The following is a 15,583-nucleotide window of genomic DNA, read 5'->3' on the forward strand; positions in this document are numbered from 1 at the left end:
AAAAATGAATCCTGCTTCTAGCAGGATTTTTTATTAGATTTATTCTATGGGATTTGGTAAATTTTTAAAGCTATTAGGGATTACTTTTGGGGTAATCATGTTTATCGTTGCTGGCGTCATCGGGTATGGATATTATATGTTTGACAGTAGCCTAATGCCAGAAAAGCAACCGTTTGAATATGCCGCGCATTATATCAATCCAGATACGGCACTTCTTAATGATGGTTTTAAAGTTTGTGATGACACTTATATAGCACAATATTACAATACACCCGCATCTCCATATCCCAATGGAAAAAATGGTTTTAGAACCTACATCAATTCCAATTATGAAAACCGAAATTATTCAGATTCCGGTTATTTAAATATAAGGTTCATTATCAATTGTGAAGGAGATACAGGTCGATTTGTAATTCATGAGAATAATTTGGATCTGGAACCAAAAACCTTCAATAAAGATTTAGTAGATCAGCTTTTTAAATTGACTTCAGAATTAAAAGATTGGAAACCCACCATTTTACGTGAAGACCCTAAAGATGCATATATGTATGTTTCATACCGAATTGAACATGGCGAGATTGTTGAAATTATTCCTTAGTATCCTTTTTTTATGCAGTGCTTTATCTTGTGATTCTAAAAGGGAGCACGCCGAAGCCGTTTATAAAAGAGCCATTCATTATCCTCAAGGATCAATGATGAGCTTGAACGGGATTAAACGAGCAACAGAAATTGATTCTACCTACCAACAAGCGGTCTATGAACTTTCTGTGGCCTACTTAAAAAGAGGCCTACCCCATAAATGGAAACCACAATATAACAAAGCAGTGTTATTAGACTCGGTTGAAAGAATTCCATGGCGAGGTTATCTTTACCTTTGGTTTTATAGAGATTATAAAAAAGCTATTGCAGATTTTGATGCATCAGACAAGCTAACGCCTAATTTCATAGATCAACCCCAAGGGCACAGCGTTGATTATTGGCGAGGCATCGCTTATCTTGGGCTTAAGGACTATGATACGTCCATTACTTATTTTGACAAGTATGTTAAACAAGAAACGGAGGAGTCTGGTGAAGATTGGGTAGAATTAACTACATTTTTATACCGAGGCATTGCTTATTTTGAAAAGCAACAGTATGACGAAGCGCTTATTAACTTTGATAAACAACTTCAATACTCAAGAAATCTAAGTGCAGACGCTAAATATTACAAAGCGCTCATTGCCCAAAAACAGGGTGATTTAATCTTAGCTAAAACATTGATAGATTCTGCTATTGAAGATTTTGAAAACGGCTACTTCAACAACAGACCCTATGTGGAAACCTTACGTCAAATTTATTTGGAAGATTTAGAAGCATTACAACTAAATATAGAAACTGAAAATGCCTAAAAAACCAATATTCAAACGCTTTTTAATATGGAGGGCTAAGCATGTCTCACAAAAGCAGTTTGTGTACTTGTTGAGTATAGTGGTAGGATTTACTTCTGGAGTTGGGGCTGTAGTTTTAAAAAATGCAACACACTTTATTCAGCACCTTTTAGAAAATAGACTGGTGCAATATTACCAGCAGGCCTTTTATTTTGTATTTCCTATTATTGGTTTCACTCTGGTCTATTTGATCATGAAATACGTGATCAGGCAAAAAGTGAGTCACGGTATTCCTTCTACGCTTTTCGCTATTGCCAAACGCAAAGGTCTTATGCCCCGTTATCAAATGTTCGGTTCTATATTAACCGCTCCAATTACAGTTGGTTTTGGAGGTTCGGTTGGTTTGGAGGGGCCAACTGTAGCAACAGGTGCCGCATTAGGTTCTAATATATCGAGATTGTTTCACATGAATCAATCTACACGTAACTTATTGGTGAGCTGTGCTGCGGCAGGCGCTATGTCTTCTATTTTTAAAGCGCCTATTGCTGCTATTATTTTTGCAATTGAAGTGTTTAGTCTAGATCTCACTATTGCTTCAATGCTTCCCTTATTGCTTGCATCCCTATCGGCAATACTAACATCCTACTTCTTTTTTGGGAGCGACGTTCTTTTGCCCTTCGAAGTAGTCGATGAGTTTAAGGCTTCAGATGCCCCTTTTTATGCTATTTTGGGTGTAGTGGCTGCTATGGTTTCTATTTATTTTACTGAAATTTATGATAGAATCCAGAAGATTTTTGATAAGATCGACTCGCCTTTTAAACGTGTCGCTATCGGCGGCATTTCTATTGGTATTTTGGTTTATTTGATTCCCCCGCTATACGGTGAAGGTTTTGAAGTGATAAATAATCTCGTCGCAGGAAATCCTGAAAAGGCCTTGCAAAACAATTTTCTAGATATGGATCTTTCCAACGTTTGGATTGTTGTTGCCTTACTTGTTGGGTTGGTGTTTTTTAAAATTATAGCCAGCGCACTTACTTTTGGTGCTGGTGGTGTTGGAGGTATTTTTGCCCCAGTACTTTTTATGGGAAGCATTATGGGCAACTGTATTGCAAAAATTATTAATCTTAGTGGTTTGGTGACCAATCAAGTTTCTGAAAGTAATTTCACCCTAGTAGGAATGGCAGGTCTGCTCGCAGGAGTACTACAGGCACCGCTAACTGCCATCTTTCTTATAGCAGAACTTACAGGTGGATATGATTTGTTTATCCCCTTAATGATTACCTCTGCCCTAGCCTTTAGTGTGACCAAACATTTTGTACCACATTCTGTTTATACTATGGAATTGGGCCGTAAAGGAGATCTCATCACGCACAATAAAGATCATGCCGTGCTTACCTTAATGAATATTGACTCTGTGATTGAAACCAACTTTAAGAAAGTGAGCTCTACAATGAATTTAGGAGAAATTGTGCATGATGCCGTCACCAAATCTAGCCGAAATATATTTCCCGTAATTTCTGAAAAAACAGGAAAATTAGAAGGCATTATTCTTTTAGATGATATCCGATCCATTATGTTTGACCAAACCCTTTATAAGGAAGTTAAGGCAAGTGACGTCATGCACAGTCCCCCTGCCGTTATAGATCTTGAAAAAGATAAGATGACGGTGATTATGAAAAAATTTCAAGATAGCAATGCCTGGAATCTTCCCGTGGTGAAAGACGGGATCTATATTGGCTTCATTTCCAAATCTAAGCTATTGACCGCCTACCGAAGAAAACTAATTGCATTGACCCATTAAATCTCAACTTATGAAATACCTCATTATTTTTTGTTTTTTGGCATCCTTAGGCTCAATTGCTCTTGGCGCTCTGCTAGAGGTGGAGTATTCCGAAAAACTTATTGGCTTTGGTACCGTAGGCCTTTTTATGGTGGCATTTCCTCTATTTATCTACTACCGATGGAAAGATAAAAGCCTGAAGGATTACATGCTCAATCAAGAAAATCTCGATAAGATGCGGAAGAGTCAAAAAAAAGAAAAAGATCAATAAGATGATAAGCCTAAGGCGGCTTGATGAATTCTATCAAATTCTACTAGGGGTAAAATATAAGATTCTCAAAAATTAAGCGCTTCAATTACCTAAACTTCAATTCTTTAAAAAATCACAATTCCTTAACATAGCATATGGTATAAAATTTTATTTTTACGTATTAATTAATATATTTTTTACCATGACTGGAACAGTTAAATTTTTTAATGATTCAAAAGGATTTGGATTCATTACCAACGAAGAAACAGGAAAAGACATTTTTGTACATGTATCTAACCTTAACGGTGTAGAATTACGCGAAGGTGATCATGTAGAGTACTCAGAAGAAGAAGGAAGAAAAGGGATGGTTGCCGCTAATGTGGAAGTTCTCTAAGTAATATACAATATTACAGTTTCAGCGCTCAACTATAGGTTGGGCGTTTTTTTTACAAAATATTTAATTAATTAGTAATGCAGATTCAAAAATCACGAATTGCAACTGCATGATCTTGAACTTTTTATTTTAATTAAAAACTATTTAAAGGTAATTGGCAAGTCTTGTTTTTTGATTTTAGCAATATAAAAAGGCTGTGTCATAACCATAGTTGCATTTCCTTCAGGACCGTCATAAATAACCTCTATTACTATATCTTCAGAATTTCTTATGATCTCCAGATCTAAGCCATGCCCTCCAGAATTCCTCACCTCGTCGAATACAGCGATAATGGAATATTCGGAAAAATCAATGTCAGTTTCAGAAAATTCCTCAGACACTTTATTTACTGTATCCATCTTAGACATTAAGCTGCTCCATTCTTCAGTATTGGTAATGATTTCATTTTGTTTTTTTATTCCTTCGGCTCCCGCACCGTAAAGATTTCCCTTAGCGATAAGCATCTCATCTAAATTATTAATGTTTGATTGATTTACATTTGATTTACATTGCAGTAAAACCATAGAAATTAAGACTACAACCATTTTTTTCATTCTGAATATATTTTTTAATTTAAATTCCTCCTTTGTATAAAAAATCGCTTTAACAATTGAGACGCTTCATCAGCTAAAACACCTCCAGTAACCATAGTTTTGGGATGTAAAACGGTATTTAAGTTTAAGCAACCGCGTTCTTCATCTCTTGCACCATAGACAATATTTGAGATTTGACTCCAATATAAAGCTCCAGCACACATTTGACAGGGTTCCAAGGTGACATAAAGCGTACAGTTGGTTAAATATTTTCCGCCTAAAAAATTAGCAGCAGCAGTAATCGCTTGCATCTCGGCATGAGCTGTAACATCGTTTAACAATTCGGTCAAATTGTGCGCTCTTGCGATAATCCGGTCTTTGACTACGATAACTGCTCCAACCGGTATTTCTCCTTTATCAAAAGCTATTTCGGCCTCTTGCAAGGCCCTTTTCATAAAATAAGTATCGTTAAAAGGTGTCTCCATAGCTGTAAAAATAAGTTTTCAAGTGGTACATTTGCTATGCAATGCTAAAAATATTAGATCAAATAAATCGTCTGGAGGATTTAAGAACATTAAGTCTTAGTCAACTCCCAAAACTCGCCAAAGAGCTCAGGGATTTTATTATCAATATTGTTGCAACAAAAGAAGGTCATTTAGGAGCGAGTCTTGGAGTTGTTGAGCTTACAATTGCTTTACATTATGTATATCATACACCAGACGATTTACTAGTATGGGATGTTGGTCATCAAGCATATGGCCATAAAATACTAACAGGAAGAAAAAGCATATTCAATACCAACAGACAGTTTGGTGGTATTAGCGGTTTCCCTAATCGCAACGAAAGTATTTATGATACGTTTGGCGTAGGACATTCCTCTACATCTATCTCTGCGGCTTTAGGAATGGCCATCGCTTCTCAATTAAAAGGCAATAATAGACACCATGTGGCCATTATTGGCGATGCCTCTATTGCGAGCGGAATGGCTTTTGAAGGGCTCAACCATGCAGGTGTTACAACTGTTGATCTTCTTGTTATCTTAAATGATAATGCCATTGGAATCGACCCGAGTGTTGGAGCGCTTAAGCAATATCTTACCAACGTCAAAAAAGGAAATGAAAAACAAGACAACATCTTCGAAGCCTTGAATTTTGATTACTCAGGCCCTATAGATGGACATGATTTACCTTTACTAATTTCAGAACTGCAACGTTTAAAGTCTGTAAAAGGCCCTAAGTTTTTGCACGTTATCACAAAAAAAGGCAAAGGCTTAAAGCAAGCCGAAGAAGATCAGGTAAAATACCATGCCCCTGGTAAATTTGATTCTGTAACCGGCGATCTTTTTTCGAAGGAAGACAAGATTCAGCCACCAAAATTTCAAGATGTTTTTGGGCATACGCTTGTTGAATTAGCCCAACAAAACAAAGACATCGTAGGGATAACACCGGCAATGCCCACTGGAAGTTCCTTAAAATATATGATGGAACAAATTCCCGATCGTGCTTTTGATGTAGGGATTGCAGAGCAACATGCCGTTACGCTAGCAGCAGGTATGGCAACGCAAGGTTTAATCCCTTTCTGTAACATTTATTCTACATTTTTACAACGTGCTTATGATCAAGTCATTCACGATGTGGCTCTGCAAAATCTGCCTGTTATTTTTTGTTTGGACCGTGCCGGTTTAGTGGGCGAAGATGGTGCAACACACCACGGTGTTTTTGATTTGGCTTATTTACGTTGTATCCCAAACCTCATTATTACCGCACCAAGAAACGAGGTGGAGTTAAGAAATATTATGTATACGGCTCAATTAGGATTAGGTCAATCCATTGCCATTAGATACCCAAGAGGACGAGGCTCTATAATTGATTGGAAACAATCGTTTTCTAAAATTAAAATTGGTGAAGGCGTTCAACTTCAAAAAGGTTCTCAATTGGCTATTTTATCGGTGGGGCCAATTGCTTATGCGGTTTCCGAGGCTATTGAAATGAGTGAACATCCCGATAACATTTCGCACTATGATATGCGTTTTATAAAACCTTTGGACGAAAAATTATTACACACTATTTTTAAAAATCACAAGTCTATTATAACAGTTGAAGATGGAGTCGCTGCTGGAGGCTTCGGAAGTGCTCTATTAGAATTTGCATCACATCATCACTATCAACTACCCATTAAGGTGATGGGTATCGCAGATGTTTTCATAGAACATGGATCTATTCATGAACTACAAAAATTAGTGGGTTTAGATTCTGAAAACCTCAAAAAGATAATCAATCAAGAAATATCGCTCTATTCTTGATCAATATCAATTGTAGCCAAATTTGCTTCTGATGTTGCTGGCAAAACTTCAACTTGAGCACTTTGATTTTCTAATGCGCCATTACGCTTGATATCTTGCACTACAACGATAAGTGCAATAAGTACCATTGCGAAAACTACGGCACGAGTGGTGACATTTTTCATAGTAGGTATATTAGATTTGGGATTATAAAGATATTGAAATGTCGCTCATATGCAAATTTATTCGATGAAATGCATATGTTGTATAGTTAATGATGATCTGAATTTAAAATTGACTTCCATTTAATTGCTTGTAAGTGAGCATCGCATTACTATCTGACATCTTAGAGACATATAAGCAAATTGATAATAGCAAATCATAAACACTTTTTTGCTTGGCATCTATATGGTTCTCCACTAATTTTAAAATGAGATTATCATAGCTCGAGGTTTCACCATTAAACTTATTAAATGACGATTTAATGAAATTATTTAAAAGTTCCTCAATAATTTTATAACCTACAATTTCCTTACGCACCACTTCATCCGATTGATAAATATTAGAAACACTCAAACTAATAATATCCTTGATTTGCGCTTCATATTGGCTACAATCCATAAGTGCCTTTGAGAACTCTCCCGCTAAAATAGCATCCTCATTTGCCATGAAGGTCTCTACCGCTTCGTTAATAAGTGTATTTATGGCTAAAGCCCTGAGGTAGCTTAGTCTATCTTGGGTATTTTGCAGTTCATTATAGGTTTTTGTTTGTATGGATGATCTCACTAAATTAATAAGATACTCCAATGCAAACTCTTCTTGGATTAACCCTAGATTAATCCCGTCTTCAAAATCGATTATGGTGTAGCAAATATCATCTGCAGCTTCTACCAAATAAGCTAAGGGGTGACGACAATAACTGGAGTGCTCACCATCTCCTCTTTTGATAAGCCCTAACTCATTAGCCACATCTTCAAATTGATCTTTCTCACTTTGAAAAAAGCCGTACTTTTTATCTGCAATATGAGATGAGGGTTTCTTCGGAAGGGATTCTTTAGGGTATTTTGTAAAGGCACCAAGCGTAGCATAGCTCAATCGAAGACCGCCGTTACGACCGCGACGACTCTCTGTTAAAATCTTAAATCCATTGGCATTGCCTTCAAAATCACATAAATCCTGATACTCCTTTTTGGTCAATTGATCTTCAAAATACCGCCCCTCTCCTGTTTTAAAAAACTGACCAATTGCTTTTTCTCCAGAATGTCCAAAAGGAGGATTCCCAATATCATGAGCTAGCGCGGCTGCAGCTACTATTGCTCCAAAATCATTGATCTGGTAACCGTGTACATCTCGCAGTTGCGGATGTTTCTCTAAAACCCGTTGTCCCACCTTTCTACCTAAAGAACGTCCCACAACGCTTACTTCTAAACTATGGGTCAATCTGGTATGTACAAAATCTGTTTTAGATAACGGAATGACCTGAGTCTTATCTTGTAAGCTTCTAAATTCCGAAGAAAAAATGATGCGATCGTAATCTACTTCAAAACCTAATCGCGTCTCGTCTTGTTCTTTTCTAAGTCGCTTATTTTTATCACCATAACGTTTTAAAGACAGTAATTGTTCCCAGTTCATGCTTTGTTTTTTGGGGAAGCAAGATAAGTATTTGAATGTTAAATTAATGTTTCCTAATCTATAAAAACGTCCCTACTTAGTTAACGTTGACATAACGGTTTTATCACTTAGGTTTAATGTCTAATTAACCCATACTTTACAAAGTCGTGGTTTCTTTGCAACGTAAATTTATAACCAATAATGAAGACACTATACTTAATTTTTGCTTTACTAATAACATCAGTTACTTTAGCTCAAAACGAAGGTTCTATCGTAGGAAAGTTAACCGATAAAGAATACAATGATGAGCCATTAGCTTTTGCTAATGTTTTAATTAAAGGAACCACTACGGGGACTACTTCTGATTTTGACGGACTCTATACATTTGAAAAATTAGATCCAGGAAGCTATACATTGGTGTTTAGTTTTGTAGGCTATGAGACCCAAGAAATCACAGTTGATGTAGTTGCAGGAAAGGTAACCGAAGTCAATGTGCCTATGGGTGCAAATTCTTCTTTGGATGAAATTATTATTACCACAACCACTAGAAAAGAGAGTCAAGCAGCTTTATTGCTAGACCAAAAGAAAGCGACCGAAATCAAACAAAGTATTGGCGCTATAGAATTGGCTCAAAAAGGGGTAAGTAACGCGGCAGGAGCAATTGCCAAGATCTCTGGGGTTTCCAAACAAGAGGGATCTAGCAACGTATATGTACGTGGATTAGGAGATCGTTACCAAAACACAACACTTAACGGCTTGTCTTTACCGTCTAATGATATCAATAAGAAAAACATTAATTTAGATTTATTTACTACAGACATTATAGAGAATGTATCTATAAGCAAGGCCTATTCTTCTCGTTTCTATGGCGATTTCTCTGCAGGAAATGTTGACATCACATCAAAAGATTACAAAGGAAATGGTTTCTTCGATTTTGGAGTAGGGTCATCAATAAACACCAATGCTGTAGACAAGAGTTTTGTTAAAAGCGAAGGCACCAGCTATTTTGGATACTATAATAGATATGACAATAATCCTTTTGCAGTAGTGCTTTCACATGGGGTGGATCCAGTTGAGGGAGGTACACCAATTGGTGTTGATTACGGAGGATCGTTTGGTAAATCATTTGACTTGGGAGAAAATTCTCGTTTGAGCTTTTATGGTACAGGGTCTTTTTCTAACGGATACCAGTACAGAAGAGGTCTTACAAGAGATTACACCAATGTTGAGAAAAAATCTTTCGGAGATTCTGAAGAATATGAATATACAACCCAAACCACCGGGATGGCTACTGTAAACTACAAAATAGATAGCTCAAACTCTTTAAAATTCAATTCATTGTTTATCAACAGCTCATCAGATAAGGTAGGCTACTTTGGTATCGATGGACAAGGACGAAATAGAGATGGTATTGTAAGTACAGATGAAGGTTTCTATCAAATGAACGTTCAATTCAATCAAAATCTAATTTATGTAAATCAGCTTACTGGTAATCACAAATTTGATGATCTTGAGGTTGATTGGGGTATTGGCGCTAACGTTGTTAATGCACATGAACCAGACAGAAAACGTATCTCTTTAGAGAACTATGATACCTTATTTGATAATGATCCAAATACGAACCCAACCTTCTACAGTAACGTTGATTTTGACAACCAAAGGTATTTTCAAAACATTAAGGATGAAGAATTAAACGGAAGAATCAATCTCGCCTATACTCCAACGGAGAAAATCAAATTAAACTTTGGATACAATGGTCGTAACAAAGAGCGCGATTTTGACAATAGCCGTTATGGTTATGACATCTTAAGCTCAGCTTCTCAAGTTGAAGATGTCAATAATTTTAATAATTTCTTTTCACTAAATAACCTTCAGATTAACCCTAGTGGTCAAGGGTTATATGAAATCAAAGTTTTTAGACCTATCCCAACATCTGCCGATGGAAATCAAACTTTAGGCAACACCAATAGACCTGGTTTAAAGGAAAATACATATAAAGGAAAACTTGATGTTTATGCTGGCTACTTTAATACCGAATTAAAGGCTGGTGAAAAATGGCTTTTTGTCCCTGGAATACGTGTAGAATCTTTTACACAAGAGATAAATTACGACGTCATCAACCAAGGTAATAGTGGTATTGGAAGCCGTTCTTTTTCAGATGTGGTTTATTTACCTAGTTTAAACATTAAATATGCCTTAAATGAGGATCAAAATTTAAGATTTACGGCAAGTAAAACCATGTCCTTACCAGAATTTAAGGAAGTAGCTCCCTTTGTATATGAAGGCGTATCCCAAAGGATTGGAGGTAATCCAGACGTTTTAGGATATTCTAAAATCTACAATCTTGACTTAAAGTATGAGTGGTTTATGAGCAAAAACGAAATATTATCTGTTGCTGCTTTTTATAAAGAAATTAATGACCCTATCAACCAAGTAGTCGCTTTTGATGCTACAGGTACACAACGGTTTTTTAGAACCGGTGACAAAGCTGAAGTTTTAGGGTTTGAAGCTGAAATACGCAAAAATATTATCATGGAGAATAATGAAGATAATCAAGACCCTAAACTATCTGTTGGTTTAAATGCAACTTACATACACACCAAACAAGATTTGTATGAATCTATAGACGGGAGCTTATTTGATGTGAGTTTTCCTAATACTTCCGAAGAAGAATTGCAAGGTGCCTCTCCATTTATCATTAATGCAGACATTAGCTATTCTCCAACTTTTGGTAATTACAAACCGAATGCCAACCTCGTGTTTTCCTACTTCTCAGATAGAATTGATGCTTTAGGATCTGGCCAATTAGGTAACGTTATAGAAAAGGGATTAGCAAATCTTGATTTGATCATTCAAAATAAAATTTCAGATAAATTCGAAATCAATTTTTCAGCAAGAAATCTTATCAATCCAACAGTTCAATATCTAAGACAAGGCACTTCTATTGGCGATGTTTTAGTGACTTCTCCAAACGGCAAAGATGTCACAAATTATGAGCGCGGCATTGATTTAACCTTACAACTCAAGTATAAATTTTAACTAAATAATAATCATAAATAATAATTTAATTAAACCAAAAAAATGAAAAACAATTTAATATTAGGACTAGCAGTAATCGCATTGCTTTTTAGCGCCTGTACTTCTGACGATACTGCCGACATTATTATCAATGATAATAGCGTTACAAACAATAACGGTGGTGGAAACGGAACAACAGATCCTGGAACTATCTTTTTATCAGGAACCTACACACAAGATTTAGTTTTAGATGCTAACAACACGTATAAAGTTAACGGCTCTTTAATTATGGCAGCTGGAACAACTTTAGAAATTCCTGCCTGTATGACTATTGAAGCTTTAGCTGCTGGAGCAAACGTTTACATTGCTATTTCTCAAGGAGCGAAAATTATCGCAAACGGAACAGCAGATTGCCCAATAATTTTTACATCTGATTCAGCTAACCCAGCAGCTGGTGATTGGGGTGGAATTATTCTTTTAGGAAAAGCTCCTATCAACTCAGTAACAGGAAGTGCTACTTCTACTTCTGAAATTGCAAGTTTACCTTACGGTGGAACTGATGCTGCAGATAACTCTGGGATCATGAGATATGTACGTGTTGATTACTCTGGAGGTGCTGCTGACGGACAATCAGAAAATAATGGTTTTTCTTTTTACGGTCTAGGAAATGGAACTACTGTAGAGTACATTCAAGCTTTTGAAGGTAAAGATGATGGTGTTGAGTTTTTTGGAGGTACAGTTAATGTAGATTACGTGTCTGTAGTTAATGCTCAAGATGATTCTATTGACTGGACTGAAGGGTATTCTGGAACAATCACTAATGCATATGTCTTGCATGGTGCAGAACACGATAAAGGTATTGAAGCTGATGGTTACAATACAGATATAGGTAACAACTCAAGCCCTATCTTTTTCTCTAAGCCTACTGTAAATAATATTTCTATTTATGGAAATGGTTCTGGAACTGGTAACGAAGCTATTCGTTTAAGAGCTGGAACTCAAGGGATCTTTAACAATGTTTACATTCAAGGTTTTGAAGAAGGTTTTGATTTGGACGGAGATGCAGGTGCTGATAGCTCTAATCCAACTGGAACTGGTGTATTAAACGGTGATCTTGACGTTACTGATGTTACTTTTGATGATGTGACTTTAATGGTTAAGAATGATACAGGAGAAACATTTACTGATGCTGATTTCATATCAGGAATAGGAAATGGTACTGCTACTGATTATGCAACTTGGGGAGCCGGTTGGACAATTGAGTAAGCTTTTATATCATAAAAAAATCCCCAAACTTTCGTTTGGGGATTTTTTTTGCTTTGTATTCAGCAATGAACTAAAAATTAGTTATTAATTGCTAGCTGTACTTTATCTTGCCATTCGCTTACTGATGCTACTCTAGAGTCAACATACTCTACTTCTCTTAGCGTATTGTCTGACCATAATAACCACTTCCCAACTTTCTTATTGTTGTCATAGTTACCTACCATCGTTTTGTTTCCTTCGGCATCAAAACTCGTCCAAACACCTTGCAATTTTCCTTGCTGATTAAATGTTCCGTATTGTGCAATAGCACCATTATCATGGTAATAAGTTACTGCAGTTAGGTCACCCATCTTTTCTACTTTTGGCTTTAACTGGTCTTGTGCGAAAGCGAAACTTGCTGTAAACAGTAATACTACTGTAAAAATCCTTGTCATATTCATAGCTTTCTTAATTTTAGATTGTTAATACAATTCAAAGTTAATGTTTATTTTACAATTATCAAACAGTTTAGTAACATTTACATAACATTAAGTTAACATTGAATACTCAATCATCTGTTTTTAAGAGTTTTGTGTTTAAAAATAATTTTCATTATGTCGTTTCATTATGTTTTTGAAGGATACGCTGCTATTTGAGATATGATCTTAAACAAACATCCTAATTAGAACATAACATTTAGGTAACATTGAGTTCAATTTAAAACATGAAATTTGTTCACAATAAATCTTTTTATCTCTATGGATAACATATATATCTACATGCTGATTGCGCTGGCATTTTTAGCCGTTGCAGATCTTGTAGTTGGTGTGAGTAACGACGCTGTTAACTTCTTAAACTCTGCCATTGGTTCAAAAGCCATTTCATTTAAAACCATAATGATTGTTGCCAGTTTAGGGGTTGCCTTAGGAGCACTATCCTCAAGCGGTATGATGGAAGTGGCACGAAAGGGCATCTTTAATCCTGGAGAGTTCATGTTCGATGAGATCATGATCATCTTTACGGCGGTCATGATTACAGATATATTACTGTTAGATTTTTTCAATACGCTTGGTCTCCCTACATCAACAACTGTCTCTATTGTTTTTGAATTGTTAGGGGCTTCTGTTTGTATTGCCATCTTAAAGATTTCTGCAGACGACTCACAAAGTTTGCTGCATTTAGGAGAATATATCAACAACTCTAAGGCCTTAGAGATTATTCTTGGCATTCTATTGTCTGTAGTCATTGCGTTTAGTATTGGGGCCATTATTCAATTTTTTGCACGACTCTTATTGAGTTTTAACTTTCAGAATAAGCCTTCATGGTACGGTGCTATTTTTAGCGGTATTGCCGTAAGCTCCATTTTATATTTCATTTTGGTTAAGGGTGTGAAAAATGCCACTTTTATGCCAGACACTCTCAAGGATTTAGTGTCTAGCAGCCCATTTCAAGTAATTGGTGTAAGCTTCTTATTATTTACGGTCATCTCTTATCTCATTATAAAGTTTACTAAAAATAACATTTATACCATTATCATTATTATAGGCACCTTTGCCTTGGCTGTGGCTTTTGCAGGTAATGACCTGGTTAATTTTATTGGTGTACCAATCGCGGCCTTCAACTCTTATGAAGCTTGGTCTGCTAGTGGTGTTTTACCCTCAAACTATGCCATGGTTGCCCTAAATCAGCCCGTTGGGACAAAACCCATTTTATTGCTCATTGCTGGGTTGATCATGGTGTTAACGCTGTGGTTTTCTAGTAAGGCTAAAGCAGTTGTAAAAACATCGGTTGACTTATCTCGTCAAGACAATGTCAAAGAGCGTTTTGAACCTAATTTTTTGTCTAGAAGTATCGTAAGATTAAGTATGACAGCTTCAGAGAAATTCAACAGTCTGCTAACACCAGGATCCAAGCGTTTTATTGATAAACAATTTGCAAAACCAGTGCAGGCCTTAAAAACCAAATCTGAAGATATGCCAGCATTTGACCTTGTGCGTGCTGCTGTTAACTTAATGGTGGCAAGTATTCTGATTTCGCTTGCAACCTCCATGAAATTACCGTTATCAACTACCTATGTGACCTTCATGGTAGCTATGGGAACTTCTTTAGCCGATCGTGCTTGGGGCAGTGAAAGTGCTGTGTACCGAGTTGCTGGTGTACTTAATGTAATAGGCGGCTGGTTTTTTACAGCATTAAGTGCATTTGTTGCCGCAGCCATTATGGCCATTGTATTATACTACGGAAGAGTTTATGCCCTTACAGGCCTATTGATCTTAGCTATTGTACTTTTGATAAAAAATTATCTCAGTCATAAAAAACAATCTCGAGAACAAAAAGAAGCCGATAGTCTTGAAAGATCAGAAAGCAGTTCTACTCAAGGTGTGATTATAGAGAGTGCTAAAAATATTAGTAATGTTGTTAAAAGAGGGAACAAAATTTACTCTAGTGCCATAAACGGTTTAGCTACTCAAGATTTAAAAGCACTTAAGAAAAACAAGAAGAACATCACTAAGTTATCTAATGAAATTGATGACCTTAGGGACAACATCTTTTATTTCATCAAGAATTTAGAAGAACCCAGTTTAGCGGCCAGTAATTTCTATATTAACATCCTAAGCTTTTTACAGGATATGGCGCAGTCTCTAGACTACATCTCTAGTGTGAGTTATAAGCACATCCATAATAATCATAAAAAACTGAAGTTTACACAAATCAAGGAGCTACAGGAAATTGATGCCGTTATGGAAACACTATTTGGAGATATCAAGTCTGCTTTTGCTTCCAATTCTTTTACTGAAATTGGCACAATCTTGGCCGAAAAGAAATCCATTATCAATTTGGTTACTGAAAAGATCCAGAAACAAGTAGAGCGTACCAGAAGCGAAGAATCGAGTCCAAAAAACACGACCTTATACTTCAGCATGCTGTTAGAGACTAAAGATCTTTTAAATGCAACGATGAATCTTTTAGAAGAGTATCACTCTGCACACGATGAGAAAGTAGCGCCTGCCAGATTACCTGGTTCGGCTGATCCTTCCCTAGAGGAAGAATAGTCTGGTCTTAAG

General features: G+C 36.3%; 14 protein-coding genes. 9 read left to right on the plus strand and 5 right to left on the minus strand.

All coding sequences use genetic code 11. The features are described from left to right. Positions 1-46 precede the first annotated feature (46 nt). The 5 genes from P176_RS0107370 (at position 47) to P176_RS0107390 (ending at position 3,791) form a co-directional block, all read left to right on the plus strand. Positions 47-598: a hypothetical protein gene (locus P176_RS0107370; RefSeq protein ID WP_026754097.1), complete on the plus strand. Its 552-nt coding sequence runs from the start codon at positions 47-49 to the stop codon at positions 596-598. After that, entirely contained in the window at positions 549-1,388 is an 840-nt protein-coding gene (locus P176_RS0107375) for a tetratricopeptide repeat protein (protein ID WP_231481207.1), read from the plus strand. The genes P176_RS0107370 and P176_RS0107375 overlap by 50 nt, the downstream gene beginning before the upstream one ends. Then, entirely contained in the window at positions 1,381-3,168 is a 1,788-nt protein-coding gene (locus P176_RS0107380) for a chloride channel protein (RefSeq protein ID WP_037348797.1), read from the plus strand. Before P176_RS0107375 ends, P176_RS0107380 begins: the two co-directional genes overlap by 8 nt. A gap of 10 nt (positions 3,169-3,178) precedes the next feature. Continuing rightward, positions 3,179-3,418, plus strand: coding sequence for a hypothetical protein (locus tag P176_RS0107385; protein WP_026754100.1), 240 nt, complete (start codon positions 3,179-3,181; stop codon positions 3,416-3,418). Positions 3,419-3,599: 181 nt separating this feature from the next. Next, the gene (locus P176_RS0107390; protein ID WP_026754101.1) at positions 3,600-3,791 is read left to right on the plus strand and encodes a cold-shock protein; all 192 of its coding nucleotides are present in this window, start codon (positions 3,600-3,602) and stop codon (positions 3,789-3,791) included. Between the two features lie 140 nt (positions 3,792-3,931). On the opposite strand, the gene P176_RS0107395 is transcribed toward P176_RS0107390, so the two are convergent. Beyond that, entirely contained in the window at positions 3,932-4,384 is a 453-nt protein-coding gene (locus P176_RS0107395) for a protease complex subunit PrcB family protein (RefSeq protein ID WP_026754102.1), read from the minus strand. A 14-nt stretch (positions 4,385-4,398) separates the two neighbouring features. After that, complete coding sequence (locus P176_RS0107400; protein ID WP_026754103.1) at positions 4,399-4,848, minus strand: nucleoside deaminase; 450 nt, start codon at positions 4,846-4,848, stop codon at positions 4,399-4,401. A gap of 41 nt (positions 4,849-4,889) precedes the next feature. Here P176_RS0107400 and dxs point away from each other — a divergent pair, with 41 nt between their 5' ends. Then, a complete protein-coding gene (gene dxs / locus P176_RS0107405; protein ID WP_026754104.1) occupies positions 4,890-6,665 on the plus strand; it encodes a 1-deoxy-D-xylulose-5-phosphate synthase in 1,776 nt (591 codons plus the stop codon). On the opposite strand, the gene P176_RS20365 is transcribed toward dxs, so the two are convergent. Both P176_RS20365 and P176_RS0107415 read right to left on the minus strand, forming a co-directional pair. After that, complete coding sequence (locus P176_RS20365; protein WP_156032974.1) at positions 6,656-6,829, minus strand: hypothetical protein; 174 nt, start codon at positions 6,827-6,829, stop codon at positions 6,656-6,658. The genes dxs and P176_RS20365 overlap by 10 nt on opposite strands. Positions 6,830-6,932: 103 nt before the next feature. Then, complete coding sequence (locus P176_RS0107415; protein ID WP_026754105.1) at positions 6,933-8,276, minus strand: deoxyguanosinetriphosphate triphosphohydrolase; 1,344 nt, start codon at positions 8,274-8,276, stop codon at positions 6,933-6,935. Between the two features lie 180 nt (positions 8,277-8,456). On the opposite strand from P176_RS0107415, the gene P176_RS0107420 reads away from it, so the two are divergent. Both P176_RS0107420 and P176_RS0107425 read left to right on the plus strand, forming a co-directional pair. Next, positions 8,457-11,294 carry a TonB-dependent receptor gene (locus P176_RS0107420; protein WP_026754106.1) on the plus strand — a complete coding sequence of 946 codons (2,838 nt, stop codon included), beginning with the start codon at positions 8,457-8,459 and terminating at the stop codon, positions 11,292-11,294. A gap of 42 nt (positions 11,295-11,336) precedes the next feature. After that, positions 11,337-12,539 carry a hypothetical protein gene (locus P176_RS0107425; protein ID WP_026754107.1) on the plus strand — a complete coding sequence of 401 codons (1,203 nt, stop codon included), beginning with the start codon at positions 11,337-11,339 and terminating at the stop codon, positions 12,537-12,539. Positions 12,540-12,616: 77 nt separating this feature from the next. Here the strand turns inward: P176_RS0107425 and P176_RS0107430 are convergent, their stop codons facing one another. After that, complete coding sequence (locus P176_RS0107430) at positions 12,617-12,979, minus strand: toxin-antitoxin system YwqK family antitoxin (RefSeq protein ID WP_026754108.1); 363 nt, start codon at positions 12,977-12,979, stop codon at positions 12,617-12,619. 297 nt (positions 12,980-13,276) lie between these two features. Between P176_RS0107430 and P176_RS19120 the strand changes: the two genes are divergently transcribed. After that, on the plus strand, positions 13,277-15,571 hold the full coding sequence (locus P176_RS19120) for an inorganic phosphate transporter (protein ID WP_037348800.1): 2,295 nt from the start codon (positions 13,277-13,279) through the stop codon (positions 15,569-15,571). Positions 15,572-15,583 lie beyond the last annotated feature (12 nt).

The sequence above is a fragment of the Sediminibacter sp. Hel_I_10 genome, from assembly GCF_000688335.1.
In the GTDB taxonomy this organism is placed as follows: Bacteria; Bacteroidota; Bacteroidia; order Flavobacteriales; family Flavobacteriaceae; genus Psychroserpens.

Bases quoted from the DNA above. Each gene is read 5' to 3' on its own strand.
- P176_RS0107370 (WP_026754097.1), top strand. From the start codon at position 47: ATGGGATTTGGTAAATTTTTAAAGCTATTAGGGATTACTTTTGGGGTA.
- P176_RS0107375 (WP_231481207.1), top strand. From the start codon at position 549: ATGTTTCATACCGAATTGAACATGGCGAGATTGTTGAAATTATTCCTT.
- P176_RS0107380 (WP_037348797.1), top strand. From the start codon at position 1,381: ATGCCTAAAAAACCAATATTCAAACGCTTTTTAATATGGAGGGCTAAG.
- P176_RS0107385 (WP_026754100.1), top strand. From the start codon at position 3,179: ATGAAATACCTCATTATTTTTTGTTTTTTGGCATCCTTAGGCTCAATT.
- P176_RS0107390 (WP_026754101.1), top strand. From the start codon at position 3,600: ATGACTGGAACAGTTAAATTTTTTAATGATTCAAAAGGATTTGGATTC.
- P176_RS0107395 (WP_026754102.1), bottom strand. From the start codon at position 4,384: ATGAAAAAAATGGTTGTAGTCTTAATTTCTATGGTTTTACTGCAATGT.
- P176_RS0107400 (WP_026754103.1), bottom strand. From the start codon at position 4,848: ATGGAGACACCTTTTAACGATACTTATTTTATGAAAAGGGCCTTGCAA.
- dxs (WP_026754104.1), top strand. From the start codon at position 4,890: ATGCTAAAAATATTAGATCAAATAAATCGTCTGGAGGATTTAAGAACA.
- P176_RS20365 (WP_156032974.1), bottom strand. From the start codon at position 6,829: ATGAAAAATGTCACCACTCGTGCCGTAGTTTTCGCAATGGTACTTATT.
- P176_RS0107415 (WP_026754105.1), bottom strand. From the start codon at position 8,276: ATGAACTGGGAACAATTACTGTCTTTAAAACGTTATGGTGATAAAAAT.
- P176_RS0107420 (WP_026754106.1), top strand. From the start codon at position 8,457: ATGAAGACACTATACTTAATTTTTGCTTTACTAATAACATCAGTTACT.
- P176_RS0107425 (WP_026754107.1), top strand. From the start codon at position 11,337: ATGAAAAACAATTTAATATTAGGACTAGCAGTAATCGCATTGCTTTTT.
- P176_RS0107430 (WP_026754108.1), bottom strand. From the start codon at position 12,979: ATGAATATGACAAGGATTTTTACAGTAGTATTACTGTTTACAGCAAGT.
- P176_RS19120 (WP_037348800.1), top strand. From the start codon at position 13,277: ATGGATAACATATATATCTACATGCTGATTGCGCTGGCATTTTTAGCC.